Source organism: Mycolicibacterium bacteremicum (genome assembly GCF_002086115.1).
Classification (GTDB): Bacteria; Actinomycetota; Actinomycetes; order Mycobacteriales; family Mycobacteriaceae; genus Mycobacterium; species Mycobacterium bacteremicum.
This window is the reverse complement of record NZ_MVHJ01000024.1, coordinates 42,736-68,109: the sequence shown is the minus strand read 5'-3', so window position 1 is coordinate 68,109 and position 25,374 is coordinate 42,736. Positions and strand designations below refer to the sequence as shown.

General features: G+C 67.3%; 23 protein-coding genes and 1 pseudogene. 21 read left to right on the top strand and 3 right to left on the bottom strand.

The window, feature by feature from the left end; all coding sequences use genetic code 11:
- The first annotated feature begins 48 nt into the window (after positions 1 to 48).
- From BST17_RS22010 to BST17_RS22000, 3 genes are read left to right on the top strand one after another with little or no spacing between them, the layout of a single operon-like run.
- The gene (locus BST17_RS22010; protein WP_083061023.1) at positions 49 to 912 is read left to right on the top strand and encodes an ABC transporter permease; all 864 of its coding nucleotides are present in this window, start codon (positions 49 to 51) and stop codon (positions 910 to 912) included.
- Positions 913 to 1,953, top strand: a complete 1,041-nt coding sequence (locus BST17_RS22005; RefSeq protein ID WP_083061022.1) for a taurine ABC transporter substrate-binding protein — start codon at positions 913 to 915, stop codon at positions 1,951 to 1,953.
- Complete coding sequence (locus tag BST17_RS22000) at positions 1,934 to 2,734, top strand: ABC transporter ATP-binding protein (RefSeq protein ID WP_083061021.1); 801 nt, start codon at positions 1,934 to 1,936, stop codon at positions 2,732 to 2,734. The genes BST17_RS22005 and BST17_RS22000 overlap by 20 nt, the downstream gene beginning before the upstream one ends.
- Positions 2,735 to 2,868: 134 nt before the next feature.
- Here BST17_RS22000 and BST17_RS28845 read toward each other — a convergent pair whose 3' ends face one another.
- Complete coding sequence (locus tag BST17_RS28845) at positions 2,869 to 2,979, bottom strand: hypothetical protein (RefSeq protein ID WP_019514171.1); 111 nt, start codon at positions 2,977 to 2,979, stop codon at positions 2,869 to 2,871.
- Positions 2,980 to 3,120: 141 nt separating this feature from the next.
- On the opposite strand from BST17_RS28845, the gene BST17_RS21995 reads away from it, so the two are divergent.
- The 7 genes from BST17_RS21995 (at position 3,121) to BST17_RS21965 (ending at position 11,426) form a co-directional block, all read left to right on the top strand.
- A complete protein-coding gene (locus tag BST17_RS21995; protein ID WP_083061020.1) occupies positions 3,121 to 3,774 on the top strand; it encodes a TetR/AcrR family transcriptional regulator in 654 nt (217 codons plus the stop codon).
- A complete protein-coding gene (locus tag BST17_RS21990; protein WP_083061019.1) occupies positions 3,771 to 4,547 on the top strand; it encodes an SDR family oxidoreductase in 777 nt (258 codons plus the stop codon). The genes BST17_RS21995 and BST17_RS21990 overlap by 4 nt, the downstream gene beginning before the upstream one ends.
- Before the next feature lie 51 nt (positions 4,548 to 4,598).
- Entirely contained in the window at positions 4,599 to 5,744 is a 1,146-nt protein-coding gene (locus tag BST17_RS21985) for a ferredoxin reductase (RefSeq protein ID WP_083061018.1), read from the top strand.
- A gap of 10 nt (positions 5,745 to 5,754) precedes the next feature.
- Positions 5,755 to 6,993 (top strand): fatty acid desaturase family protein, encoded by a 1,239-nt coding sequence (locus BST17_RS21980; protein WP_083061017.1) that lies wholly within the window; start codon positions 5,755 to 5,757, stop codon positions 6,991 to 6,993.
- A gap of 20 nt (positions 6,994 to 7,013) precedes the next feature.
- On the top strand, positions 7,014 to 8,711 hold the full coding sequence (locus BST17_RS21975; protein WP_083061016.1) for an acyl-CoA dehydrogenase: 1,698 nt from the start codon (positions 7,014 to 7,016) through the stop codon (positions 8,709 to 8,711).
- A 94-nt stretch (positions 8,712 to 8,805) separates the two neighbouring features.
- Positions 8,806 to 9,807: a Bug family tripartite tricarboxylate transporter substrate binding protein gene (locus tag BST17_RS21970; RefSeq protein ID WP_083061015.1), complete on the top strand. Its 1,002-nt coding sequence runs from the start codon at positions 8,806 to 8,808 to the stop codon at positions 9,805 to 9,807.
- An 86-nt stretch (positions 9,808 to 9,893) separates the two neighbouring features.
- Complete coding sequence (locus BST17_RS21965) at positions 9,894 to 11,426, top strand: phospholipase D-like domain-containing protein (protein WP_083061042.1); 1,533 nt, start codon at positions 9,894 to 9,896, stop codon at positions 11,424 to 11,426.
- 1 nt (position 11,427) lies between these two features.
- On the opposite strand, the gene BST17_RS21960 is transcribed toward BST17_RS21965, so the two are convergent.
- Positions 11,428 to 12,522 carry an alcohol dehydrogenase catalytic domain-containing protein gene (locus BST17_RS21960; protein WP_083061014.1) on the bottom strand — a complete coding sequence of 365 codons (1,095 nt, stop codon included), beginning with the start codon at positions 12,520 to 12,522 and terminating at the stop codon, positions 11,428 to 11,430.
- Positions 12,523 to 12,548: 26 nt separating this feature from the next.
- Here BST17_RS21960 and BST17_RS21955 point away from each other — a divergent pair, with 26 nt between their 5' ends.
- The 3 genes from BST17_RS21955 to BST17_RS21945 all read left to right on the top strand — a co-directional run bounded on the left by BST17_RS21955 (position 12,549) and on the right by BST17_RS21945 (position 14,346).
- Positions 12,549 to 12,986: an acyl-CoA thioesterase gene (locus tag BST17_RS21955; protein WP_083061041.1), complete on the top strand. Its 438-nt coding sequence runs from the start codon at positions 12,549 to 12,551 to the stop codon at positions 12,984 to 12,986.
- A gap of 80 nt (positions 12,987 to 13,066) precedes the next feature.
- A complete protein-coding gene (locus BST17_RS21950; RefSeq protein WP_083061040.1) occupies positions 13,067 to 13,873 on the top strand; it encodes an MBL fold metallo-hydrolase in 807 nt (268 codons plus the stop codon).
- A 32-nt stretch (positions 13,874 to 13,905) separates the two neighbouring features.
- Complete coding sequence (locus BST17_RS21945) at positions 13,906 to 14,346, top strand: SRPBCC family protein (RefSeq protein ID WP_083061013.1); 441 nt, start codon at positions 13,906 to 13,908, stop codon at positions 14,344 to 14,346.
- Here the strand turns inward: BST17_RS21945 and BST17_RS21940 are convergent, their stop codons facing one another.
- Positions 14,347 to 15,027, bottom strand: a complete 681-nt coding sequence (locus BST17_RS21940) for a GntR family transcriptional regulator (protein ID WP_083061012.1) — start codon at positions 15,025 to 15,027, stop codon at positions 14,347 to 14,349.
- A gap of 163 nt (positions 15,028 to 15,190) precedes the next feature.
- Between BST17_RS21940 and fadD5 the strand changes: the two are divergent.
- The 8 genes and pseudogenes from fadD5 to BST17_RS21900 form a co-directional block, all read left to right on the top strand.
- Positions 15,191 to 16,771 (top strand): annotated as a pseudogene (gene fadD5, locus BST17_RS21935) (fatty-acid--CoA ligase FadD5); the annotation flags it as partial.
- A gap of 284 nt (positions 16,772 to 17,055) precedes the next feature.
- Positions 17,056 to 17,853, top strand: a complete 798-nt coding sequence (locus BST17_RS21930) for an MlaE family ABC transporter permease (protein ID WP_083061010.1) — start codon at positions 17,056 to 17,058, stop codon at positions 17,851 to 17,853.
- A gap of 1 nt (position 17,854) precedes the next feature.
- Positions 17,855 to 18,724, top strand: a complete 870-nt coding sequence (locus BST17_RS21925) for an ABC transporter permease (protein WP_083061009.1) — start codon at positions 17,855 to 17,857, stop codon at positions 18,722 to 18,724.
- A 2-nt stretch (positions 18,725 to 18,726) separates the two neighbouring features.
- Positions 18,727 to 19,947, top strand: coding sequence for an MCE family protein (locus BST17_RS21920; protein WP_083061008.1), 1,221 nt, complete (start codon positions 18,727 to 18,729; stop codon positions 19,945 to 19,947).
- A 10-nt stretch (positions 19,948 to 19,957) separates the two neighbouring features.
- Entirely contained in the window at positions 19,958 to 20,989 is a 1,032-nt protein-coding gene (locus BST17_RS21915) for an MCE family protein (RefSeq protein WP_083061007.1), read from the top strand.
- On the top strand, positions 20,986 to 22,575 hold the full coding sequence (locus tag BST17_RS21910; protein WP_083061006.1) for a virulence factor Mce family protein: 1,590 nt from the start codon (positions 20,986 to 20,988) through the stop codon (positions 22,573 to 22,575). Before BST17_RS21915 ends, BST17_RS21910 begins: the two co-directional genes overlap by 4 nt.
- Before the next feature lie 10 nt (positions 22,576 to 22,585).
- Positions 22,586 to 24,229, top strand: coding sequence for a virulence factor Mce family protein (locus BST17_RS21905; RefSeq protein WP_083061005.1), 1,644 nt, complete (start codon positions 22,586 to 22,588; stop codon positions 24,227 to 24,229).
- Positions 24,226 to 25,368 (top strand): virulence factor Mce family protein, encoded by a 1,143-nt coding sequence (locus BST17_RS21900; RefSeq protein ID WP_083061004.1) that lies wholly within the window; start codon positions 24,226 to 24,228, stop codon positions 25,366 to 25,368. The genes BST17_RS21905 and BST17_RS21900 overlap by 4 nt, the downstream gene beginning before the upstream one ends.
- The last annotated feature ends 6 nt before the right edge of the window (positions 25,369 to 25,374 follow it).

Here is a 25,374-nt window from a genome sequence, read left to right as displayed (position 1 = left end):
TGAACTCGTCCGTTCAGCCCCTTCCCAGCAACAGAAAGTCGGCCACCAGTGTCTGTCTTCGTCGATATCGTGCCCGACGAGTCGTCCACCGACTCGCCGCGTCCCGCCGCACCCCGGAACCGGTTGCGCGCCCTGCTGACCAAGGCCGGGCTGCCGCTGCTGTCGGTGCTGGTCTTCTTCGCCGTCTGGCAGGCCGTGGCCAGCGCCGGCATCTGGAACCAGACCTTCGTGCCCTACCCGAGCACCGTGTGGCGCGCGTTCATCGACGTCTCCACCACCCATGACGGGGTACGCGGATACGCCGGCTACCTGCTCTACGAACACCTGTACATGACGCTGCGCCGGGTGCTGGCCGGTGTCGTCATCGGTGTGGTGCTCGGCGTCCTGCTCGGGCTGGTGATGGGCTCGGTGAGCTGGCTGCGCAGCGTCCTGGAACCCTGGCTGACCTTCCTGCGCGCGCTACCCCCGCTGGCCTACTTCTTCCTGCTGGTCATCTGGCTCGGTATCGATGAGGCCCCGAAGATCACCCTGCTCGCCCTGGCTGCGCTGCCGCCGGCCGCCGTCGCGACCACCGCGGCCGTCGTCGCCGCCCCGGTCGGTCTGCAGGAGGCGGCCCGCGCGCTGGGCGCCACCCGCACCCAGGTGATCCGCGATGTGGTGGTGCCCTCGGCGCTGCCGGAGACCTTCACCGGGATCCGGCTGGCGGTCGGGATGGCCTACTCGTCGGTGGTCGCCGCCGAACTGTTCAACGGTATCCCCGGTATCGGCGGATTGGTCAAGGACGCAAGTAATTACAACAACACCCCTGTCGTGCTGGTCGGGATCTTCGCCATCGGATTCTCCGGTCTGGTCATCGACGGATTGCTGCGGGCGCTGGAGCGGCGTGCCGTCCCCTGGAGAGGAAAGATTTAGATGAAGTTCAAATCACTTGTGGCCGTCGCCGCTGCCAGCGTTCTGGCGCTGGCCGGCTGCGCCGTGGACAACTCCGGGTCCGGTGGCGAGGGTGGCGACAAGCCCACGCTGCGCATCGGCTACCAGACCTTTCCCAGCGGCGACCTGATCGTCAAGAACAACAGGTGGCTGGAAGAGGCGCTGCCCGACTTCAACATCAAGTGGATCAAGTTCGACTCGGGCGCCGACGTCAACACCGCCTTCATCGCCAAGGAACTCGATTTCGGTGCCCTGGGCTCCAGCCCGGTGGCCCGTGGTCTGTCCGAGCCGCTGAACATCCCCTACAAGGTCGCGTTCGTACTGGACGTGGCCGGCGACAATGAGGCGCTGATCGTGCGCAACGAGGCCGGTGTGAACACCATTCCCGAGTTGCGCGGCAAGCGGATCGCCACCCCGTTCGCCTCCACCGCGCATTACAGCCTGCTGGCCGCCCTGTCGCAGAACGGCCTGTCGCCCAGCGATGTTCAGCTGATCGACCTGCAACCCCAAGCGATCCTGGCGGCCTGGGACCGCGGTGACATCGATGCCGCCTACACCTGGCTGCCGACCCTCGATCAGCTGCGCAAGACCGGTAAGGACCTGATCACCAGCCGTCAGCTGGCCGCCGACGGCAAGCCCACCCTGGATCTCGGTGTGGTCGCCGATGAGTTCGCGCAGGCGCATCCGGAGGTGGTCGACACCTGGCGCGAGCAGGAAGCCCGCGCGCTGGACACGATCAAGGATGATCCGGCCGCTGCGGCCAAGGCGATCGCCGCCGAGATCGGTCTGCCCGAGGCGGACGTCGTCGGGCAGCTCAAGCAGGGTGTGTACCTGACCCCGGCCGACGTCGCCTCGGCCGAATGGCTGGGATCCGAAGGGGCTCCGGGCAACATCGCCACCAACCTGCAGAGCGCATCGCAGTTCCTGGCCGACCAGAAGCAGATCCCGGCGGCCGCCGACCTGAAGACGTTCCAGGACGCCATCTACGTGAAGGGGCTTCCCGGTGCCATCGCGGGAAGCTGAGCTCAAAGCCGATCCCAAGGGCGGTCTGCGGATCGCCAACGTGGCGCACCGCTATGGCAGCGGCGCCAACGAGGTGACGGCGCTGGGCCCGGTGGACCTCGACGTCGAGCCGGGCGCGTTCCTGGTGCTGGTCGGGGCGTCGGGCTGCGGCAAGAGCACCCTGCTGCGGTTGATCGCCGGGTTCGAATCACCCAGCGAGGGCCAGGTCCACGTCGGTGGCTCGGCACCCACCCCGGGGGTGACCTCCGGGGTGGTGTTCCAGCAGCCGCGACTGTTCCCGTGGCGCACCGTCGGCGGCAACGTCGACCTGGCGCTGAAGTACGCCAAGGTGCCGCGGGAGCGACGTGTCGAGCGGCGTGATCAGCTGCTGGAGCGGGTGGGCCTGGAAGGGACCGCCGACCGCAAGATCTGGGAGATCAGCGGCGGGCAGCAGCAGCGCGTGGCGATCGCGCGGGCGCTGGCCGCCGAGACGCCGCTGTTCCTGCTCGACGAACCCTTCGCCGCACTCGACGCGCTCACCAGGGAGCGGCTGCAGGATGACGTGCGTCAGGTCAGCGCGGAGTCGGGACGCACGACGGTGTTCGTCACGCACAGTGCCGACGAGGCCGCCTTCCTCGGTTCGCGCATCGTCGTGCTGACGCGCCGGCCCGGCAAGATCGCCCTCGACCTGCCCTCGGAGCTGCCGCGCACCGGGGTCGAGGCCGACGAGCTGCGCCGCTCGCCGGAGTTCCTCAAGCTCAAGAATGAGGTCGGTGAGGCGGTCAAGGCCGCCGCGGCCTGATCATTCGGCCTGCGAGTGACCGCAGACGGTCCGCTACGGCGGCGTGTCGACGTGCAGACGCGGTCGCTCGCGGCATAGGAAAAAGGCACCCGCCGCAGGACGCGCGGCGGGTGCCTTTCTCGTAGACGGGTGGACTACACCGGCGGGTATGCCGGCGGCGGGTAGACCCCGCGCAGCCCCCAGGCCAGCCAGCTGAAGAAGAATTCACCCTCGTCGCTGATGTCGTAATCGGGATTAGGATCCATAGTCGCCTCCGCAGCAAGCCCAGTTTGGCTGAAGTCTAATCCCAGTAGCCGATCCCGGGACAGCTAAACCACCCCATTGCCTAGACTGGCCAACCAGTTGATTGGTACCGGGCTCGTCCGGTCTGCAGATAGTGAGTAGTCATGTCCACCGAATCCGCATCCACCGGGGTGTCCAACGGGTCCTCGCGTCGCGACGAGTTGCTGGCGGTCGCCGCCAAGCTGTTCGCCGCCCGCGGGTATCACGGCACCAGGATGGATGACGTGGCCGACGCCGTCGGCCTCAACAAGGCGACCGTCTACCACTATTACGCCAGCAAGTCGCTGATCCTCTGGGACATCTACAAGCGCACCGCGGACTTCACCGTCGACGCGCTGCACGACGACCCGACCGCCTCGGCCCGCGAGACGATCTACCATTTCACCCGGCGCCTGCTCACCGGTATAGCCAACGACCTGGAGGCCGCCGCGGTCTATTTCCAGGAGGGCCCCTACATCTCGGAGTGGTTCACCGAGGAGCAGGTCAGCTACATCCGCAAGGCCGAGGCCACCGTCTACGAACACGTCCGTGACGTCATCGACCGCGGCATCGCCAGCGGCGAGTTCTACGACTGCGACTCCCACGTGCTGGCGCTGGGCTACATCGGGATGACGCTGGGCGCCTACCGCTGGCTGCGCCCGCACGGCCGCCGGACCGCCCAGGAGATCGCCTCGGAGTTCAGCACCGCGCTGCTGCGCGGCCTGATCCGCGACGAGGCCATCCGAAATACCGAGCCGCTGGGTGGAGCGCAGAAATGACCGACCTGTTCCGTCTCGACGGCAAGGTCGCCGTCGTCACCGGCGGTGGCCGGGGGATTGGCGTGATGATCGCCCGCGGTCTGCTGCAGGCCGGCGCCGCGAAGGTCTATCTGGCCGCGCGCAAGCAGCCCGAACTCGAGGCGGCCGTCGCCGAGCTGTCGCCGCTGGGCGCGGTCGAGGGCATCTCGGCGGACCTGGGCACCGCCGAGGGCGTACAGGCGCTCGTCGACGCCGTCTCGGCCAAGGAGGACGCCGTCCACGCGCTGTTCAACAACGCGGGCGCCAACTGGGGCGAACCGTTCGACACCTTCCCCGAGTCGGCGTTCGACCGGGTCTTCGACGTCAACGTCAAGGGCGTCTTCCTGCTGACCCGCGCCCTGGTGCCGCTGCTGGCCGCCGCCGCGACCGACGACGACCCGGCCCGGGTGGTCAACACCGGCAGTGTCGACGGTTTCCACGTCCCCGAACGCGGCCGCAACAACTTCTCCTACGCCGCCAGCAAGGCCGCGGTACACACGTTGACCCAGCATCTGGCCGGCGAGCTGGCACCGCGGATCCTGGTCAACGCGATCGCGCCGGGTCTGTTCCCGTCGAAGATGACCAAGGTGCTGATGACCGCCGGCGAGGAGGCCGTCGGTGCGGCGTTACCGCTGGGCCGGGTCGGGCAGCCCGACGACATGGCCGGTATTGCGGTGTTCCTGGCCAGCCGCGCCAGCAGCTATGTCACCGGCACGGTGATCCCGGTGGACGGCGGCATCAGCACCATCCGCTGACACGCGCAAGAAAATGTGTGAACTGCGTCGCACCTGGGTAACTGGGTGTACATGTGTTCACTTGATCTCCGCGGGCTGACGAGATGGACCCAGAAACCCGCACGTGATATCGCGACGGCGTCGCCGGCCGGCGACTCGAAGATCAACATCATCCGCGGGCTCGCCGCACGGGCCACCACCCCGCTGCTGCCCGACGACTACCTCAAGCTGGTCAACCCGCTGTGGACGGCGCGCGAACTGCGCGGCGAGATCGTTGAAGTCCGCAGGGAGACAGAGGATTCCGCCACCGTCGTGATCAAACCCGGGTGGGGGTTCGCGGCGGACTACCAGCCCGGCCAGTATGTCGGGATCGGCCTGCGCATCGATGGCCGGTGGCACTGGCGCTCATACTCGCTGACCTCGGTCCCCGAGCGCGACGGCAAACTCATCTCCATCACCGTCAAGGCAACCCCCGAGGGCTTCCTGTCCACCCACCTGGTCAACGGCGTCGAACCGGGAACGATTGTTCGCTTGGCGGCCCCCAAGGGGGACTTCGCCCTGCCCGATCCGCCGCCGGTCAAGATGCTGCTGGTCACCGCGGGTAGTGGCATCACCCCGGTGATGGCGATGTTGCGTTCCATCGCCCAACGCGGACAGACCAGCAATATCGTGCACATCCATTCCGCACCGTCCCCGCAGGACGTCATCTTCCACGACGAACTGATCGAGATGCAGGACAGCCGGGCCGATTACCGGTTGCACCTGCAGATGACCGACCAGATGGGGCACCTCGATTTCGACGAGCTCGACGAGATCGTGCCCGACTGGAAGGAGCGCCCCACCTGGGCGTGCGGCCCACCCGCCATGCTGGACACGATCGAGCAGGTGTTCTCGGCCGCCGGGGTGCCCGAGAACCAACTGCACATGGAGCGTTTCGTGATCGCCCGCACCGACAAGGGCGGCGAGGGCGGCACCGTCACCTTCGCCATCTCGGATAAGACCGTCGAGGTCGACGGCGCCACCTCCCTGCTGGAGGCCGGTGAGAGCGTCGGCATCCAGATGCCCTTCGGCTGCCGCATGGGTATCTGCCAAACCTGTGTTCTGCCACTGGAATCCGGTCATGTCCGGGATTTCCGCTCCGGCACCGAGCACGGCGAGGGTGACCGTATTCAGACCTGCGTCTCGGCCGCGTCCGGCGACTGCACCATCAACGTCTAGGAGGAACCGCATGGCCATCACCGATATCAAGGCATACGCCCACCTCACCCCCGCGGATGTCGAGGAACTCGAACGCGAACTCGACGCCATCCGCGCCGAGGTCGAGGAATCCCGCGGCGAACGCGATGCCCGCTACATCCGCCGCGCCATCCAACTGCAGCGCGCGCTGGCCGTCGGCGGACGCATCGCCCTGTTCAACAGCCGCAACAAGTTCTGCTGGGCCGCCGGCACCACGATGCTCGGGGCGGCCAAGATCATCGAGAACATGGAACTCGGGCACAACATCATCCACGGGCAGTGGGACTGGATGAACGATCCGGAGATCCACTCCACGGAGTGGGAGTGGGACACCACCTCGCCGGCCGTGCACTGGAAGAAGTCGCACAACTACATCCACCACAAGTACACCAACGTCGTCGGACTCGATGACGACATCGGCTACGGCATCATGCGGCTGACCCGCGACCAGCGATGGGAAGGCTGGATGATCGGCAACTCGCTGTACAACTTCCTGCTCGGGACGCTGTTCGAGTGGGGGGTCGCGCTGCACGGTGTGGAGACCACCAAGTGGCGCAAGGGGGAGAAGTCGATGGATGAGATCCGCAAGGATCTGCGCATCATCGGCAAGAAGGTGGCCAAGCAGGTCGGCAAGGACTACATCGTCTTCCCCGCGCTGTCCGGCCCCAACTGGAAGCACACGCTGGGTGCCAACGCGGTGGCCAACCTGATCCGCAACTACTGGGCCTATGTGGTGATCTTCTGTGGGCACTTCCCGGACGGGGCGGAGAAGTTCACCGTCGAGGAGTTCGAGCGGGAGACCCGCGGCGAATGGTATCTGCGACAGATGTTGGGATCGGCCAACTTTCGAGGCGGTCGGGTGATGGCCTTCATGAGCGGCAACCTCTGCTACCAGATCGAGCACCATCTCTTCCCGGATCTGCCGAGCAACCGGTACGCCGAGATCGCGGTGAAGGTGCAGGCGCTCTGCGAGAAGTACGACCTGCCCTACACCACCGGCTCGCTGGCCCGCCAATACAGCCAGTCGTGGTGGACGATCGCCAAGCTGGCCCTGCCGAACCGGTTCCTCAAGGCCACCGCCGATGACGCACCGGAGACCAACTCCGAGCTGAAATTCCGGATCCGGGACGGGGTGCGCGAGTCCTTCGGCGTCGACCCGGCCACCGGCCGGCGACGTGGGTTGCGCACCGCGCTGCGCGAACTCCGGTCGGGGGAGGTGGCGGCCGCCTAGCTCGGGCTAGCCTGGCGTTCATGAAGTCCACCATCCTGTCCCGGCGCGACCTGGATTTCCTGCTCTACGAATGGCTGCGGGTCGAGGAACTGACCGCCATGGAGCGGTTCGCCGAGCACTCCCGGGAGACGTTCGACGGCGTGCTGGACCTGTGCGAACAGCTGGCCGAGCGCTATTTCGCCCCGCACAACAAGCTCAGCGACGCCCAGGAGCCGACGTTCGACGGCACCGCGGTCACCGTCATCCCGGAGGTGAAGGCGGCCATCGAGGCGTTCGCCAAGGCCGACCTCGTCGGGATGAGCTTCGATGCCGAGCTCGGCGGGGCACAACTGCCGGTGACGGTCGCCCAGGCGGGCTTCGCCTGGATCTCGGCGGCCAACACCAGCACCTCCGGGTACCTGATGCTGACCATCGCCAACGCCAACCTGATTGCCGAGTTCGGCAGCCCCGAGCAGATCGAGGCCTTCGTCAAACCCATGCTGGCGGGCCGTTTCACCGGCACCATGGCGCTCTCGGAGACCCAGGCCGGGTCCTCACTGGCCGATATCACCACCCGCGCCGAACCGCAGGCCGACGGCAGCTACCGGGTGTACGGCACCAAGATGTGGATCTCCGGCGCCGAGCACGAGATGACCGAGAACATCGTCAACCTGGTGCTGGCCAAGATCCCGGGCGGCCCGGCGGGAACGAAGGGCATCTCGTTGTTCATCGTGCCCAAGTTCACCCCCGACGGCGCCCGCAATGCGGTCGCGATCTCCGGACTCAACCACAAGATGGGCCAGCGCGGCATCACCAACACCGTGCTCAACTTCGACGGTGCCGTCGGCTACCTGGTGGGTGAACCACACCGCGGCCTGACCTACATGTTCCGCATGATGAACGAGGCGCGCCTCGGGGTCGGGATGGGTGCGGTGGCGCTGGGCTACACCGGCTATCTGAAATCCCTGGACTATGCCCGCGAACGCCCGCAGGGCCGCCTGGTGAAGGATCCGTCCACACCGCAGGTGCCGATCATCGCCCATGCCGACGTCAAACGAATGCTGTTGGCGCAGAAGGCGTATGTCGAGGGTGCGCTGGGATTGGCCCTGTACTGCGCGCGGCTGACCGACGTGGGCGACCATGCGCTGCTGGACATCCTGACCCCGATCGCCAAGAGCTGGCCCTCGCAGTGGTGTCTGGAGGCCAACAGTCTGGCGATCCAGGTGCTCGGCGGCTACGGCTACACCCGCGAGTACGACGTCGAACAGCACTACCGGGACAACCGGCTCAATCCCATCCACGAGGGCACCCACGGGATCCAGAGCCTGGACCTGCTGGGCCGCAAGGTCACCCAGAACGGCGGGGCCAGCCTGACCGCACTGTCCGAACGGATTGCCGAGACGGTGCGCGCGGGCGGTGCCGACCCGCTGGCCGCACAACTCGATGCCGCCTGGCAACGGATGGTCGAGGTGACCGCCGCCATGTTCGCCGGCGGTGACATGGCGGCGACGATGGCAAACAGCGCCATCTATCTGGAGGCGTTCGGCCACATCGTCATCGCGTGGATCTGGCTGGAGCAGTACCTGGCCGCAGCCGGCCGGGACGGGGACTTCTACGAGGGCAAGCGGCAGGCGGCCCGCTACTTCTTCCGGTACGAGCTGCCCAGGACGTATCCGCAAATGGATCTGCTGGCGAGCCTGGACCGCACCACTCTGGACATGCAGGAGGACTGGTTCTGATTTCGCGCGTAAGCGGCGTGCGACAGCAACCGCTGACGTAAAGTTTCTGACGTAACCGTCAAAAAGATCGCGGTGCGCACGAAAGAAGACCCTCATGGCGAAGGCAGCCACCCGTTCCCTGATCGCGCTGGCGGCCACCGCCGCGTTCACCCTGACCGCCTGCGGCGGCGCCCCGGCCGATGCCACCAGTCAGGCGAGCGGCGGCTGGCCGTCGGGCAACGTCGAGATGCTGGTCGGCTACGCGCCCGGCGGATCCAGTGACGTCATCAGCCGGGCCATCGCCAAGGGCCTGTCGACCGATCTGGACGCGCCGTTCCGGATCACCAACCGGGAGGGCGGCAACGGTGCCGTCGCCGCGGCCGAACTCGCCGACGCACCCGCCGACGGTTCTGTCATCGGCATCCAGAACGCCTCGCTCTACGCGATCACCCCGTTGGCCGTGGCACCCGACCAGGTCAGCCGGATCGATGACTTCGACGTCGTACACGGCATCTCGAGCGAGAACTACGTGCTGGTCACCAACCCCGTGTCCGGGCTGCGCGCCGTCGCAGACCTCGCCACGGCGAACCGCCCCATCCGGTATGGCACCACCGGTGTCGGAACCGGCGCGCAGCTGTCGGGGGCGCTGCTGATGAAGGCCGCCGGTGTGGTGTCGGAACCAGTGCCGTTCGCCAGTGGCGCACCGAATCTGGCGGCGGTCCTGGCCAATGAGGTCGACGTGGCGGTCATCCACGTCGGCGAGGCCATCGAGAACATCCAGTCCGGCAAGTTGATGCCACTGGCGGTGTTCAGTCCGGAGCGGATCGGGTTCCTGCCCGAGGTCCCGACCGCCAAGGAACAGGGCCACGACATCGTCGTCACCCAGTACCGGTTCATGACCGTGCCCAAGGGGACGCCGGCCGAGGTGACCGGGCCGCTGATCGCCGGGCTGCGGGCCACCTTCGACACCCCGGCCTACCAACGGTTCAACGAACAGAACAGCCTGCTGCCGATGGAGATCCCCGGTGACCAGGTCGTCGCCCAACTGGCCGCCGACAGCCGGCGATACGCCGAAATGGTCGCGCAGGGTGGCATCGACCTGCACAACATTGGGTAATCCCCCCATGTGTTTCGTGTCTCTTTTGCGTGTGTAGCGCCGCCGGCGAGCCGACTCACCAGGTGAGCGCAGGCAAGGAGATGACGATGGCTGAAAAAAAGATCGCCGAAAACAAGCTGCTGTCGCCAGGGCAGACGTGCTGGCGAACGGTCGAGGCGGACCGCTTCGCGCCCATCGTCGACGGTGCCGACTATCTGAAGTGCGTGAAATCGGCGATGCTGGGCGCCGAGAACCGGATCCTGCTCATCGGCTGGGACTTCGACGCCCGCACCACGTTCGAGCCGGGCGGCGGCACACTGCCCGGGCCGAACCAACTGGGCCCGTTCCTGTTCTGGCTGCTGTGGCGCCGCCCGCACCTGAAGGTCTACGTGCTCAAATCCAACCTGCGGTTGCTGCCGGTCTTCGAGCGGTACTGGTACAGCATCGTCCCGGTGCAGTGGCTCAACCGGATCACCTCGGCGCGGATGCACCTGGCCGTCGACGGCGCGCACCCCACCGGCGCGGTGCACCACCAGAAGGTGGTGGTCATCGACGACGCTGTCGCGTTCTGCGGGGGGATCGACCTGACGCTCGGACGCTGGGACACCCGCGCACACGATGCGGTCGAGCCGGGTCGGCGGGCGGCCGGTGAGGCCTACGGTCCACGGCACGAGGTGGCCACCGTCGTCGACGGGGAGGCGGCCCGGTCGCTGGCCGAACTGGCCAGGGACCGTTGGGAGATGGCGACCGGCCAGGCCCTGCCGCCGGTCGGTCCCGGCGCGAGCGTCTGGCCGCAGCCCTGCGAACCCGCGCTGCGCCACGTGCAGATCGGCATCGCCCGGACGCTGCCCTCGTTGCCCGAGCGCGACGAGGTGCGCGAGGTCGAGGCGTTGAACCTGGCGGCCATCGGTGCCGCCCGGAAGATGATCTACCTGGAGAACCAGTACCTGGCCGCGCGCAGCATCTGCGAGGCGCTGGCCGAGCGGTTACGCGACCCCGATGGTCCCGAGGTGATCATCGTGCTGCCGCGCACCTCGGAGAGCCAGCTGGAACGGGAATCGATGGACAGCGCCCGCGAGCGGATGCTGCGCCTGCTGTGGGAGGCCGACGAGCACGACCGGCTGGGCGTCTACTGGCCCGCGGTGCCCGGCGGACAGTCGCTCTACATCCACTCCAAGATCGTCGTCGTCGACGACCGCTTCCTGCGCATCGGCTCGTCCAACCTGAACAACCGCTCGCTGGGCTTCGACAGCGAATGCGATGTGGCCATCGAATACTCCGACGGTCGCGACGACATCCGGACCCACATCGAGTTCGTCCGCGACGACCTGCTGGCCGAGCACCTCGGGCTGCCGCTGGACACGGTGCGCGCCGAGATGCGGGCGCGCGGGTCCATCCTGAAGGCGGTCGACACCCTGCGCGGGCGGTCCCTGCGGAAGTTCACCCCGCACATGGTGTCCGCCGACGCCGGGCCGTTCGCCGAGAACGACCTGATGGATCCCGTCCGGGTGCCGACCTCGGTGGCGGTGAGCGTGTTGTCGGTGGCCGTCGCACTGGTCACCTGGCCGTTGGTCAAGGGAGCGCCGGGACTGTGGTCGGTGGTCCGCTCCGCCGGTGAACGGGTCGGCCTGCCGATCTGAATCAGAATTCGATGATCTGGCGCACCGCACGGCCGTCGGCCAGCGCGTCCATCCCGGTGTTGATCTCCTCCAGCGTCAGAGTGGCCGAGACCAGCTTCTCCACCGGCAGCCGGCCGGCCCGCCACAGGGCGACGAACCGCGGGATGTCGCGGGCCGGTACCGCCGAACCCAGGTAGCTGCCGATCAGGGTCCGCCCCTCGGCCACCAAACTCAACGGGGACAACGAGATCCGCGCATCCGGTGCAGGCAGTCCGACGGTGATGGTCCGCCCGCCCGGCGCGGTCAGGCAGATCGCGGTCTCCAGCGCGGCGGCATGCCCGACGGCCTCGATGACCACCTCGGCGCGGAAATCGGCCGCATCGGGGGTGGCCACCGCATGCGCACCCAGCTCACGCGCCAACGCCAGCTTGTCCGGCAGTCGGTCGACCGCGACGACCCGCACATCGTCATGGGCAAGCGCGGTCAGCATGGCGGCCATCCCGACACCCCCCATGCCGACGACGGCCACGGTCTGGCCGGGTTGCGGCCGGCCGGCGTTGAGGACCGCCCCACCGCCGGTGAGTACGGCGCAGCCCAGCAGCGACGCCACCACCGCCGGGACGTCGTCGTCCACCGGCACCACCGACCTGCGGTCGACCACAGCGTGGGTGGCGAATCCGGACACGCCGAGATGGTGCAGCACCGGCCGGGCGTCGGGGCGGGCCAGCCGGACCGCCCCGCTGAGCAAGGTGCCCGCGCCGTTGGCCGCGCTGCCGGGAATGCACGGCGCCAGGCCGTCGGTCGCGCAGGCCGAACACTGCCCGCAGCGCGGCAGGAAGGTCATCACCACCCGCCGGCCGACCGCCAGATCAGAAGAGCCGCAAGCCTTTTCGACCACGCCGGCCGCCTCGTGGCCGAGCAGCATCGGAATCGGCCGCACCCGGTTGCCGTCCACCACCGACAGGTCGGAGTGGCACAGCCCGGCCGCCTCGATGCGTACCAGCAGCTCACCGTCGCCCGGCTCGGCGAGGTCGAGCTCCGTCACCGCCAGCGGTTGCGAGGCCGCATAGGGCCGGGACGCACCGATTCTTTCCAGTACCGCACCGCGGATCAACATGACACCAGCCTGACATGCTGGCCGGCATGGAGTACACGAGCGCGGACTTCGGCGTGCACTGGCCGGTGCAGACGCGGTGGACCGACAACGACATGTTCGGGCACCTCAACAACGCGGTCTACTACCAGCTCTTCGACACCGCCATCAACTCCTGGATCAGCGCCCGGGCCGGGGTCGATCCGATGGCCGCGCCGTGGTTGGGCGTGGTCGCCGAATCGAGCTGCCGCTACCTCGCGGAGGTGGCCTTCCCGTCGGATCTGGTCGTCGGCCTGGCGGTGACGCGATTGGGCACCAACAGCGTCACCTACCGCACCGGACTGTGGACGGCGGGGCCGGATGCGCGGCTCGCCGCGGTCGGCTCGTGGGTGCACGTCTACGTCGACCGTCAGACCCGCCGCCCGGTCCCCATCCCGGACCCCATCCGCACTCTGCTCGCCACCGTCGTCCACGACGCGACACCCTGACCGAAACACCGTTTCCGCCGATTCAAACGGGGTAGCCGCCGGCAACACCCCACGGAGGAGACGTCATGCGCGCGATGGAGCTGGACCTGACGGTCACCTTCATCGGCAATGCCACCACGCTGATCTCCGCGGGCGGCATCACCGTGCTGACGGATCCCAACTTCCTGCACCAGGGCCAGCATGCCTACCTGGGATACGGGCTGCTGTCGCGGCGGCTGCACCCGCCGGCCCTGCGCGTCGACGAACTACCGCCGATCGATGCGATCGTGTTGTCGCACATGCACGGTGACCACTGGGACCGGGTCGCCCAGCGCGGTCTGGACCATTCGCTGCACGTGGTCACCACCCCGCACGCGGCAAAACGGTTGGTGCGCCGCGGGTTCGACGATGCCCGCGGCCTGACGACCTGGGATCACCGCGACATCGTCAAGGGCGCGACGACGCTGCGGATCACCGCACTGCCCGGTCGGCACGCGCCCACCTGGACGCAACGCCTGCTGCCCCCCGTGATGGGGTCGATGCTGGAGTTCGGCACCGCCGACGAACCCGCCCAGCGCCGGTTGTACATCTCCGGGGACACCCTGTTCATCGAGGACCTCACGCAGATCGCCACCCGGTTCCAGGCGATCGAGGCCGGCATCCTGCACCTCGGTGGCACCCGGCTGCCCGCCGGTCCGCGATTGCCGTTCGGGCTCACGGTCACCATGGACGGCCGCCAGGGCGCCGACGCGGTCGAAGCGGTCGGCCTGCCGAAGGTGATCCCGGTGCACTTCGACGACTACGGCGTGTTCGCCTCCCCGCTGAGCGACTTCCGCGCCGAGATGGAGCGACGCCGCATGGATGACCGCATCGTCGAACTCGGCCGCGGGGAGTCGGTCCAGCTCTGATCGCGGGCGGCGCGACTCGCTATGCTCGCCCGATGCCGATCGTCAGCAAGACCGTCGAGGTGTCCGCCCCCGCCGCCACGATCATGGCGATCGTCGCGGACTTCGAGGCCTACCCGCAGTGGAACGAAGAGGTCAGCGGGGCCTGGGTGCTGGCCCGCTACGACGACGGCCGGCCCAGCCAGCTGCGGCTGGACACCAAGGTCCAGGGTATCGAGGGGACCTACATCCAGGCCGTCTACTACCCCGCCGAGGGGCAGATCCAGACCGTCATGCAGCAGGGCAAGCTGTTCTCCAAGCAGGAGCAGCTGTTCGCCGTCGTCGACATGGGTCCGACCAGCCTGCTCACCGTCGACATGGACGTCGAGGTCGACATGCCCGGTGTGCCGTCGATGATGGTCAAGAAGGTCGTCAACGACGCGCTGGAACACCTGGCGGGCAACCTCAAGAAGCGCGCCGAGGAACTGGTCGGCTGATCAGGTCCACAGCCCCAGATCGTCGAGCAGGCTGGTCAACCGCCGGGCCCCGTCGTCGAACTGGCTGCGCGTCAGGCGCACCACCTCGGTGACCTCGCGCCGGCGCATCGCGGCGACCAGCTCGCGGTGGTTGGCCACCGCCTCCACACCCCACTGCGGGTCCGAGGCGTAGATGTGCGGAGGCAGGTAGCGGGCCGCGTTGAGCAGGAACCAGGCCAGCTTCATCCGGTTGGTGGTGCGGTTGAACGCGCGGTGGAACCTGAACTCGGCCAGCGCGATCGCGTCGACGTCACCGGAGCGCACCGCCGCGTCCAGGTCCTCGGTCAGTCGCGCCAGCTCGTCGATCTCGGCATCGGTGGCACGCTGCGCGGCGGTGGCGGCCAGCTCGGCGGCGATCGCCCCCTGCAGCCAGAAGATGTCGGCAATGTCGTCACGGGTGAACGGTGAGACCACGTGCCCGCGGTTGGGCTCCAGTTGCACCATGCCCTCGCCGCGCAGGGTCCGCAGCGCCTCGCGCACCGGGGTGATGCTCACCCCGAGTTGCGCCGCGGTCTCGTCGAGACGCACGAACGTGCCCGGCCGCAGCGTCCCGGACATGATCGCCACCCGCAGGTAGCCGGCCACCTCGTCGGAGAGCTGTTCGCGGCGGCGGGCCGGACCCAGTTTGGCGGGCGCGTTCATGCCGACGAGGAGTCCTTTCCGGGCTGTCGCGGGCTTGTCCATCCGACGGATGTCGGCATAGTGTGACCGCATCCACACAGTATTTGATCAAATATAAACGTTGCGCGGAATCCCCACACTGCGCACGCCAGCGTCGTATCCGCCGATCGAAAGAGCCTCGGAGTTGACCGTTCAGACCGCCCCGTCCCGCACCGAACAGCCCTACCTCGCCCGGCAGCAGAACTGGTCCAACCAGCTGTCCCGGCACGCGCTGATGCAGCCGGACAAGACCGCGCTGCGCTTCCTCGGCCAGACCACCACCTGGGCCGAACTGGACCGGCGGGTCGACGCGCTGGCCGGCGCCCTGGTGCGCCGCGGCGTCGAGGCCGGCGACCGGGTGCTCATCCTGATGCTCAACCGCACCGAGTTCATCGAGACCTTCCTGGCCGCCAACCGGCTGGGCGCCATCGCGGTGCCGGTGAACTTCCGCATGACCCCGCCCGAGATCGCGTTCCTGGTCAGCGACTGCGCGGCGCAGGTGGTCGTCACCGAGGCGGTGCTGGCGCCGGTGGCCACCGCGGTCCGCGACCTGGACCCGAGCCTGACCACCGTGATCGTCGCCGGCGGGGTCACCGAGGACGGCCTGCTGGGCTACGACGACCTGATCGCCGAGCAGAACCCGGCGCCCGGGCCGGTGGACATCCCGAACGACTCACCGGCGCTGATCATGTACACCTCGGGCACCACCGGCCGCCCCAAGGGCGCGGTGCTCACCCACACCAACATCAGCGGACAGGCGCAGACCTTCCTGTTCACCAACGGTGCCGACCTCAACCACGACGTCGGCTTCATCGGGGTCCCGCTGTTCCACATCGCCGGGATCGGCAACATGATCCCGGGCCTGCTGCTGGGCCGGCCGACCGTTGTCTACCCGCTGGGCGCCTTCGAACCGGGGGCCCTGCTCGACGTGCTGGAGGCCGAGGAGGTGACCGGCATCTTCCTGGTCCCGGCGCAGTGGCAGGCCGTCTGCGCCGCCCAGCGCGCCCAGCCCCGCACGCTCAAGCTGCGGGTGCTCTCCTGGGGTGCCGCGCCGGCCTCGGACACGTTGCTGGAGGAGATGGCGAAGACCTTCCCGGGCGCCAACATCCTGGCCGCCTTCGGTCAGACCGAGATGTCGCCGGTGACCTGTATGTTGTTGGGCGAGGACGCAATTCGTAAACTCGGCTCGGTCGGCAAGGTCATCCCGACGGTGTCGGCGCGCATCGTCGACGAGGATATGAACGACGTGCCGGTCGGCGAGGTCGGCGAGATCGTCTACCGGGCGCCGACGCTGATGTCGGGCTATTGGAACAACCCGAAGGCCACCGCCGAATCGTTTGCCGGCGGCTGGTTCCACTCCGGAGACCTCGTGCGCCAGGACGAGGAGGGTTACATCTGGGTGGTGGACCGCAAGAAGGACATGATCATCTCCGGCGGCGAGAACATCTACTGCGCCGAGGTGGAGAACGTCCTGGCTGCTCACCCGGCCATTGCCGAGGTCGCGGTGATCGGCCGGCCGCACGAGAAGTGGGGCGAGGTCCCGGTCGCCGTGGTCGCTCTGGCGGCCCAACCGGAGGCGTCGCTGACGTTGGCGGAACTCGACGATTTCCTCACCGAGCGGTTGGCTCGGTACAAGCATCCCAAGGCGCTCGAAGTCGTCGACGCGCTGCCCCGAAATCCGTCGGGCAAAGTGCTCAAAACCGAACTCCGCACCATGTTTGGGTCGTGAGCGAAGATTGACGCTCGCGAAAGTGACGCTCGGCCAACGTTTTTTACCACAAGATCGGCCGGGCTGCCCCCTGGATGGGCTTTGCTAACAGTTGCGATATGAATAACCCGGATGCTTCACCCCGCTGGTCACGGATCGGGTACAGTCCTGTGGTCCGAGTTACTACCGACCGGTAGGTAGAGCAGGATCACACGCTATGGAGCTGGTCTCCGGAACAGTGGAGGAGGGGGCGTGCGACAGCTAGTTCCGCTGCGCAGAACACTCGCCTCGGGGGGCCGTCGGTGACGGCGGGCAACGGACTGGTCGACTACGTCAAGGACCAGCTGGACAAACCGCTGACCATGGTCGGCGGTTTCTTCAAAATGTCCGTTCTGACCGGCAAGGCGCTGCTCACCCGGCCGTTCCAGTGGAAGGAATTCATCCTTCAGAGCTGGTTCCTGATCCGGGTGGCATTCCTGCCGACCCTGGCGGTGTCCATCCCGCTCACCGTGCTGATCATCTTCACCCTCAACATCCTGCTCGCCGAATTCGGCGCGGCCGACGTGTCCGGTGCCGGCGCGGCGCTGGGCGCGGTCACCCAGCTGGGCCCACTGGTGACGGTGCTCGTGGTCGCGGGCGCCGGCTCCACCGCCATCTGCGCCGACCTGGGCGCACGCACCGTGCGCGAGGAGATCGACGCCATGGAGGTGCTGGGCATCGATCCGATCGAGCGCCTGGTCGCCCCGCGCGTGGTCGCCGCCACCTTCGTGGCCTTCCTGCTCAACGGTGCGGTGATCACCATCGGTCTGGTCGGCGGCTACTTCTTCGGTGTCTACATCCAGAACGTCAACGCCGGCGCCTACGTGTCGACGCTGACCCTGCTCACCGGCTTCCCCGAGGTCATGATCTCGGTCATCAAGGCCACCCTGTTCGGCCTGATCGCCGGACTGGTCGGCTGCTACCGCGGACTCACCGTCGCCGGCGGCTCCAAGGGCGTGGGCACCGCGGTCAACGAGACGCTGGTGCTCTGCGTCGTCGCGCTGTTCGCGGTGAACGTGGTGCTGACCACCATCGGCGTGCGCTTCGGTACGGGAGGCTGACATCAGTACTGCTGCAGTTCTGCGGACCCGGTTCCCGCGGGCGTTCGACCGCACCCGCGGATACGCCGGTGCGCCGGGTCGCTTCCTCGACAGCATCGGCCACGTCGCCTGGTTCGTGGTCCAGGCCGTCGGCCATCTGCCACACGCGTTCACGCACTACCGCCGGGAATCGCTGCGCCTGGTCGCCGAGATCGGCATGGGCACCGGCGCGATGGCCGTCATCGGCGGCACCGTGGCCATCATCGGCTTCGTCACATTGTCGGCCGGCTCACTGATCGCCATCCAGGGTTTCGCCTCGCTGGGCAACATCGGGGTCGAGGCCTTCACCGGCTTCTTCGCCGCGCTGGCCAACATCCGCGTCGTCGCCCCGGTGGTGACCGGCCAGGCCATGGCCGCCACCGTCGGCGCCGGCGCCACCGCCGAACTCGGCGCCATGCGCATCAGCGAGGAGATCGACGCGCTCGAGGTGATGGGCATCAAGTCCATCTCGTATCTCGTGTCGACCCGGCTGATGGCCGGCGCCATCGTCATCGTGCCGCTCTACGCGATGGCGATCCTGCTGTCGTTCCTGTCGGCGCAGCTGGTCACCACCGTCTTCTACTCCCAGTCGGTCGGCACCTACGAGCACTACTTCCACACGTTCCTGCGGGTCGACGACGTGATGTGGTCCTTCCTGGAGGTGATCATCATGTCGATCATCATCATGTTGAACCACTGCTACTTCGGTTACTTCGCCAGCGGCGGCGCGGTGGGTGTGGGTGAGGCCGTCGGCCGCTCCATGCGCACCTCGCTGATCGCCATCGTGCTGGTCGTCCTGTTGGCCTCGTTGGCGCTCTACGGCACCGACCCGAACTTCAACCTGACGGTGTAGCGATGACTCAGCCCTCCGCCCCCGTGGTCAAGCCGAAGACACCGCCCTACAAGGTGGCCGGGTTGGTACTGCTGCTCATCAGCGCGCTCATCCTGACGCTGACCTGGCTGCAGTTCCGCGGCTACTTCGAGAAGCGCGTACAGCTCACCGTGATGGCCGAACGCGCCGGCCTGGCGATGGACCCGGGCTCGAAGGTCACCTTCAACGGCGTGCCGATCGGGCGGCTCGCCGAGGCCGGTGTCGTCACCGTCGGCGATGTGCCGCAGGCCAAGCTGACCCTCGACGTCGACCCGAAGTACCTGTCGCTCATCCCGTCCAACGTGCAGGCCGAACTGCGGGCCACCACGGTGTTCGGCAACAAGTACATCTCGTTCCTGTCTCCGGAGAATCCGTCCTCGGAACGCCTCAGCAGCGGCGCCACGATCCAGGCCAGCGGCACCACCACCGAGTTCAACACCCTGTTCGAGACGATCATGAAGATCTCCGAGCAGATCGACCCGGTGAAGCTGAACCAGACCCTGACCGCGGCCGCCCAGGCCCTCGACGGGCTCGGCGACAAGTTCGGCCAGTCCCTGGTCGACGGCAACGACATTCTCGGGGAACTGAATCCGCGCATGCCGCAGATCCGCCGCGACATCACCGGCCTGGCCGATCTGGGCGAGGTCTACTCCGAGGCGGCGCCGGACCTGTTCGACGGGTTGGCCAACGCGGTGACCACCGCGCAGACGCTGAACGCCGAGCAGGGCAACATCGACCAGGCGCTGATGGCCGCCGTCGGGTTCGGCAACACCGGCGCCGACATCTTCGAGCGCGGCGGCCCGTATCTGGTGCGCGGCGCGCAGGATCTGCTGCCCACCTCGAAGCTGCTGGACTATTACAGTCCGCAATTGGTCTGTACGATTCGTAATTTTCATGGTGTGGCACCTAAACTTGCCGGTGCGCTGGGTGGTAACGGGTACTCGCTTCTCGCCCGCAGTTCTATTTTGGGCGCGGGCAACCCGTACGTGTTCCCGGACAACCTACCGCGCGTCAACGCCACCGGCGGGCCGGGCGGGCGCCCGGGTTGCTGGCAGCCGATCACCCGCGACCTCTGGCCGATGCCGTATCTGGTGATGGACACCGGCGCCAGCATTGCGCCGTACAACCACTTCGAACTCGGGCAGCCGATCATGCAGGAATACGTCTGGGGACGCCAGGTGGGGGAGAACACGATCAACCCATGAGTAACGCATCATGAGTATCAAGGGCACGCTCTTCAAACTGGGGGCCATCTCCGCGGTGCTGCTGACCTTCACCGCGCTGATCTTCGTGGTGTTCGCCCAGCTGCGCTTCGACCGGACCACCGGCTATTCGGCGATCTTCGAGAACGCCAGCGGTCTGCGCACCGGACAGTTCGTGCGCGCCTACGGCGTCGAGGTCGGCAAGGTGGAGGGCGTCACGCTGATCGACGGCGGCGAGCGGGTGCGCGTCGACTTCGAGGTCGAACGCAACCTGCAGCTGTTCTCCGAGAGCACCGCTGCCATCCGCTATCTCGATCTGATCGGCAACCGCTACGTCGAGCTGCGCCGCGGGGACAGCAACACCGTGCTGCCGGCGGGTGCCACCATCCCATTGGAACGCACCGAACCGGCGCTGGACCTCGACGCCCTCGTCGGCGGTTTCCGTCCGCTGTTCAAATCGCTGGACGCGGACAAGGTCAACAACATCGCGACCTCGATCATCACGATCTTCCAGGGCCAAGGTGGCACCATCAACGACATCCTCGACCAGACCGCCGAGTTGACATCGGCTCTGGCAGACCGTGATCAGGCGATCGGCGAGGTCATCACCAACCTGAACACCGTGCTGGACACCACCGTCAAGCACCAGAAGCAGTTCGACGAGACGCTGGTGAATTTCGAGACACTCATCACCGGCCTGAAGAACCGCGCCGACCCGATCGGCGAGTCGGTGGCCGATATCAGCAACGCCGCCGGATCGCTGTCGGATCTGCTGGCCGACAACCGGCCGCTGCTGCGAGACACCTTCGGCTACCTGGAGACCATCCAGCAACCGCTGATCGATCAGCTCGACCAGGTGAACGACATCGTGCAGAAGATCCCTGCCTCGCTGAAGATTCTGGGCCGTTCCGGTGGCATCTACGGCGACTTCTTCAACTTCTACGCCTGCGATCTCTCGCTCCAGCTCAACGGCCTGCAGCCGGGCGGACCGGTCCGTAACGTGCGGCTCACATCCCAGCCGACCGGGAGGTGCACACCGCAATGAGAACCATCCAGGGCAATGACCGCATCCGCAAGGGTGTGATGGGTGTGGTGACGGTGGCGCTCGTCATCGGGGTGGGATCCTCGATCACCAGCGTGCCGATGCTGTTCGCGGTGCCCGAGTACTACGCCCAGTTCAACGACACCGGTGGCCTGAACGTGGGCGACAAGGTGCGCATCGCCGGTGTCGACGTCGGCACCGTGCAGAGCATGGAGATCAAGGGCGACAAGGTCGAGATCGGCTACACCCTGGGCGGTATGCAGATCGGCACCGAGAGCCGCGCGGCCATCCGCACCGATACGGTGTTGGGCCGCAAGAACATCGAGGTCGAACCGCGCGGCAACGAGCTGCTCAAACCGCGCGAGTTTCTGCCGGTGGAGCAGACCCAGACGCCGTACCAGATCTACGACGCATTCCTGGACGTGACGCAGGGGACGGCCGGCTGGGACACCCAGGCGGTCAAGCAGTCGCTGAACGTGCTGTCCGAGACCGTCGATCAGACCTACCCGCATGTCAGCGCGGCACTGGAAGGTGTGCAGCGGTTCTCCGACACCCTCGGTCAGCGCGACGAGCAGCTCAAGCAGTTGCTCGCCAACGCCAACAAGATCGCCACCGTGCTCGGCGACCGCAGCGGCCAGGTCAACGCGCTGCTGGTCAACGCCCAGACCCTGCTGGCCGCGGTCAACGAGCGCAGCTACGCGGTGAACATGCTGCTGGAGCGGATCTCGAATGTCTCGACGCAGGTCTCCGGCCTGATCGAGGACAATCCTAACCTCAACAAGGTGCTGACCCAGCTGAACACCATCAGCGACACGCTCAACGAGCGCAAGCAAGACCTGGCCGACACCCTGTCCATCGCAGGGAAATTCATCACCTCGCTGGCGGATGCGTTCGCGTCAGGACCCTATTTCAAAGTGATGGTGGCCAACCTGTTGCCGCCGACGTTGTTGCAGCCCTTCGTCGACGCCGCGTTCAAGAAGCGCGGCATCGATCCCGAACAGTTCTGGCGCAACGCCGGCCTGCCGGCGTTCCAGTTCCCCGATCCCAATGGGGAGCGCTTCGAGAACGGGGCACCCCCGCCGGCGCCGCGGGTGTTGGAAGGCACCCCCGAGTTCCCGGGTCCTGCGGTGCCCAAGGGTTCGCCGTGCTCCTACACCCCGCCGGCCGACGGTCTGCCGCGGCCCAACGATCCGCTGCCATGTGCGGACCTGACGGTCGGCCCGTTCGGCGACAACCCGTACGGACCGAACTACCAGGGACCCGTCGGCGTGCAGACCTCCGACCCGAATGTGCACGGGCTCGGCCCGACACCGGGCATCCCGAGTGCCGCCATCCCCGGTCAGTTGCCGCCGAACGTGCCGGGCACCCCGGTGCCGCTGGTGCCCGGTCCGCCGGGGGCGCGCACCGTGCCGGTCGGTCCGCCCGGGGTCCCGGCACCGCCGGGACCCATCCCGAGTCGCGCGCCGCTGCCGCCGCCGCTGCCCGGACCGCCCCCGCCGCCGGGGCCGGGCCAGCAGCTGCCGCCGGTCGGAACACCGCCGCTGCCCGGCAATCCGCCGTTCCTCCCGCCCAATTCGCAGGAAGGGTAGGGCTGAACAGATGTCGACGATCTTCAACGTCCGCAACATCAAGCTGCCGCACTTCTCCAAGGCGACGGTGATCCTCACGGCCATCGTGCTGGTGGTCGCCGTCGGTGCGGCCGCGGTCGGCTGGAACGTGTACAAGAAGCTGACCACCACCACGGTGACCGCGTACTTCCCGCAGACCCTGGCGCTCTACCCGGGCGACAAGGTGCTCATCATGGGCGTCAAGGTCGGTGCAATCGACTCGATCGAACCGCAGGGCGACCGGATGAAGGTGGTGCTGCACTGGGACAGCAAGTACAAGGTCCCCGAGAACGCCAGCGCCTCGATCCTCAACCCGTCGCTGGTGGCCTCCCGCGTCATCCAGATCTCCCCGCCCTACACCGGCGGTCCGGAGATGAAGGACGGAGCGGTCATCGACGAGGACCGCACCCAGGTCCCCGTCGAATACGACCAACTGCGCGACCAGATCAGCAGGCTGCTGTCCGATCTGGGCCCCACCCCCGAGCAGCCCAAGGGCCCGTTCGGCGATATCGTCGAATCGTTCGCCGACGGTTTCGAGGGCAAGGGCGAGCAGTTCAACAAGACACTGCAAGGACTTTCGGACGCGCTGACCGCGCTGAACGAGGGCCGCGGCGACTTCGTCGGGATCGTCAAGAGCCTGGCCGTGTTCGTCAACGCGCTGCACCGCAGTGATCAGCAGTTCGTGGCGCTGAACAATGACCTGGCGCAGTTCACCAACTCGTTCACCAACACCGACCGCGAGGTCGCCACCGCGCTGGACGATCTGAACGAGGTGCTGGCCACCACCCGGCAGTTCCTCGACGAGAACGGCACGCCGCTCACCAACAACATCAACAACCTCTCCGACGTGACGACGGCGATCCTGCAGCCCGAGCCGCGCGACGGGCTGGAGACGGCGCTGCACGCCTTCCCGAACCTGGCGGCCAACGTCGTCAATATTGTCTCGCCCAACCAGGGCGGCATCGTCAGCCTGCCGGTGCTGCCCGGTGTCACCAACTTCTCCAATCCGCTGAACTTCATCTGCAGCTCCATCCAGGCCGGCAGCCGGCTCGGGTACCAGGAGTCCGCCGAGCTCTGCGCCCAGTACCTCGCGCCGGTGATGGACGCGATGAAGTTCAACTTCCTCCCGTTCGGCGCCAACCTGGCCGCCGGCGCGATGACCCTGCCCAAACAGATCGCGTACTCCGAACCGCGCCTGCGTCCGCCACCGGGATACAAGGACACCACCGTGCCGGGCATCTTCTCCCGCGACACCCTGTTCTCACACGGCAACCACGAGCCGGGCTGGATCGTGGCGCCGGGTATGCAGGGCGTCGAGGTGCAGCCGTTCACCGCGAACATGCTGACCCCGGATTCCTTGGCCGCGTTGCTCGGTGGGCCCGATATCGTGCCGCCGGCCGCGCCGCCGGCCTTCGGGGTGCCCCCCGGTGGCAACCTGCCCGGGCCGCCGAACGCGTACGACCAGAACAATCCGCTGCCGCCGCCGTGGTACCCGCAGCCCGGCCCGCCCCCGGTGCCCGCACCGGGTGTCATCCCCGGGGATCCGCCGCCCGCGGTGCCCGTCGGCGCACCGGCCGCTCCCGCGGCGCCGGCCCCGCCCGGGCCGCCGCTGCCCGCCGAGGCAGGTGCACGATGAACCTGAAGAAGATCGCGACCCGCACGGTGGCCCTGGCCGCCGCCGGGCTGATGCTCACCGGGTGCGGACAGTGGCGAGGCATCGCCAACGTGCCGCTGCCCGGCGGGCCGGGCACCCAGAACGGCAGCACCACGATCTACATCCAGATGCCGGAGACGTTGGCGCTCAACGCCAACAGCCGGGTGCGGGTGGCCGACGTGTTCGTAGGGCGGGTGCGCAAGATCGAGCTGAAGAACTGGGTGCCGTTGTTGACGGTCGACCTCGAACCGGGGGTGGAACTGCCCAAGAATGCGCTCGCCCGCATCGGCCAGACCTCGCTGCTCGGTTCCCAGCACGTCGAACTCGACGAGCCGGAGGATCCGTCCTCGGAGCCGCTACGCAACGGGGACACCATCCCGCTGCAGAATTCGTCGGCGTACCCGACCATCGAGCGGACGCTGGCCAGTATCTCCGGCATCCTCACCGGTGGCGGCATCCCGAACATCGAGACGATCCAGAACGAGGTGAACGCCATCCTCACCGGGCGTTCCGACGAGATCCGGGAATTGCTGAACCGGTTGGACACCTTCACCTTCGAGTTGAACCAGCAGCGCGACGACATCACCCGCGCCATCGACTCGACCAACCGGCTGCTCTCGATCGTCAGCCAGCGCAACGACACGCTGGACCGGGTGCTCACCGAGTTCCCGCCGCTGATTCAGCATTTCGCGGAGACCCGCGACCTGTTCGCGGATGCGGTGACCTCGCTGGGCCGGCTCAGCGATGTCGCGGACGAGACGTTGAGCAACACCAACGCCAACCTGAACACCAACCTGAAGAACCTGCAGCGCCCGCTGCGCGAGCTGGCCAAGGCCTCGCCGTACCTGGTGGGTGCGCTCAAGCTACTGCTGACGGCGCCGTTCAACATCGAGAATGTGTCGAAGGCGATCCGCGGTGACTACATCAACGTCTCTCTTACTATCGACCTAACGCTGAGCGCCATCGACAACGGATTCCTGTCGGGAACCGGTATCTCGGGCATGCTGCGGGCACTGGAACAGGCCTGGGGCCGCGATCCGGCGACGATGATCCCGGACGTGCGGTTCACGCCGAATCCGAACAGTGCGCCCAACGGCCCGCTGATCGAAAGGTCGGAGTGAGTCATG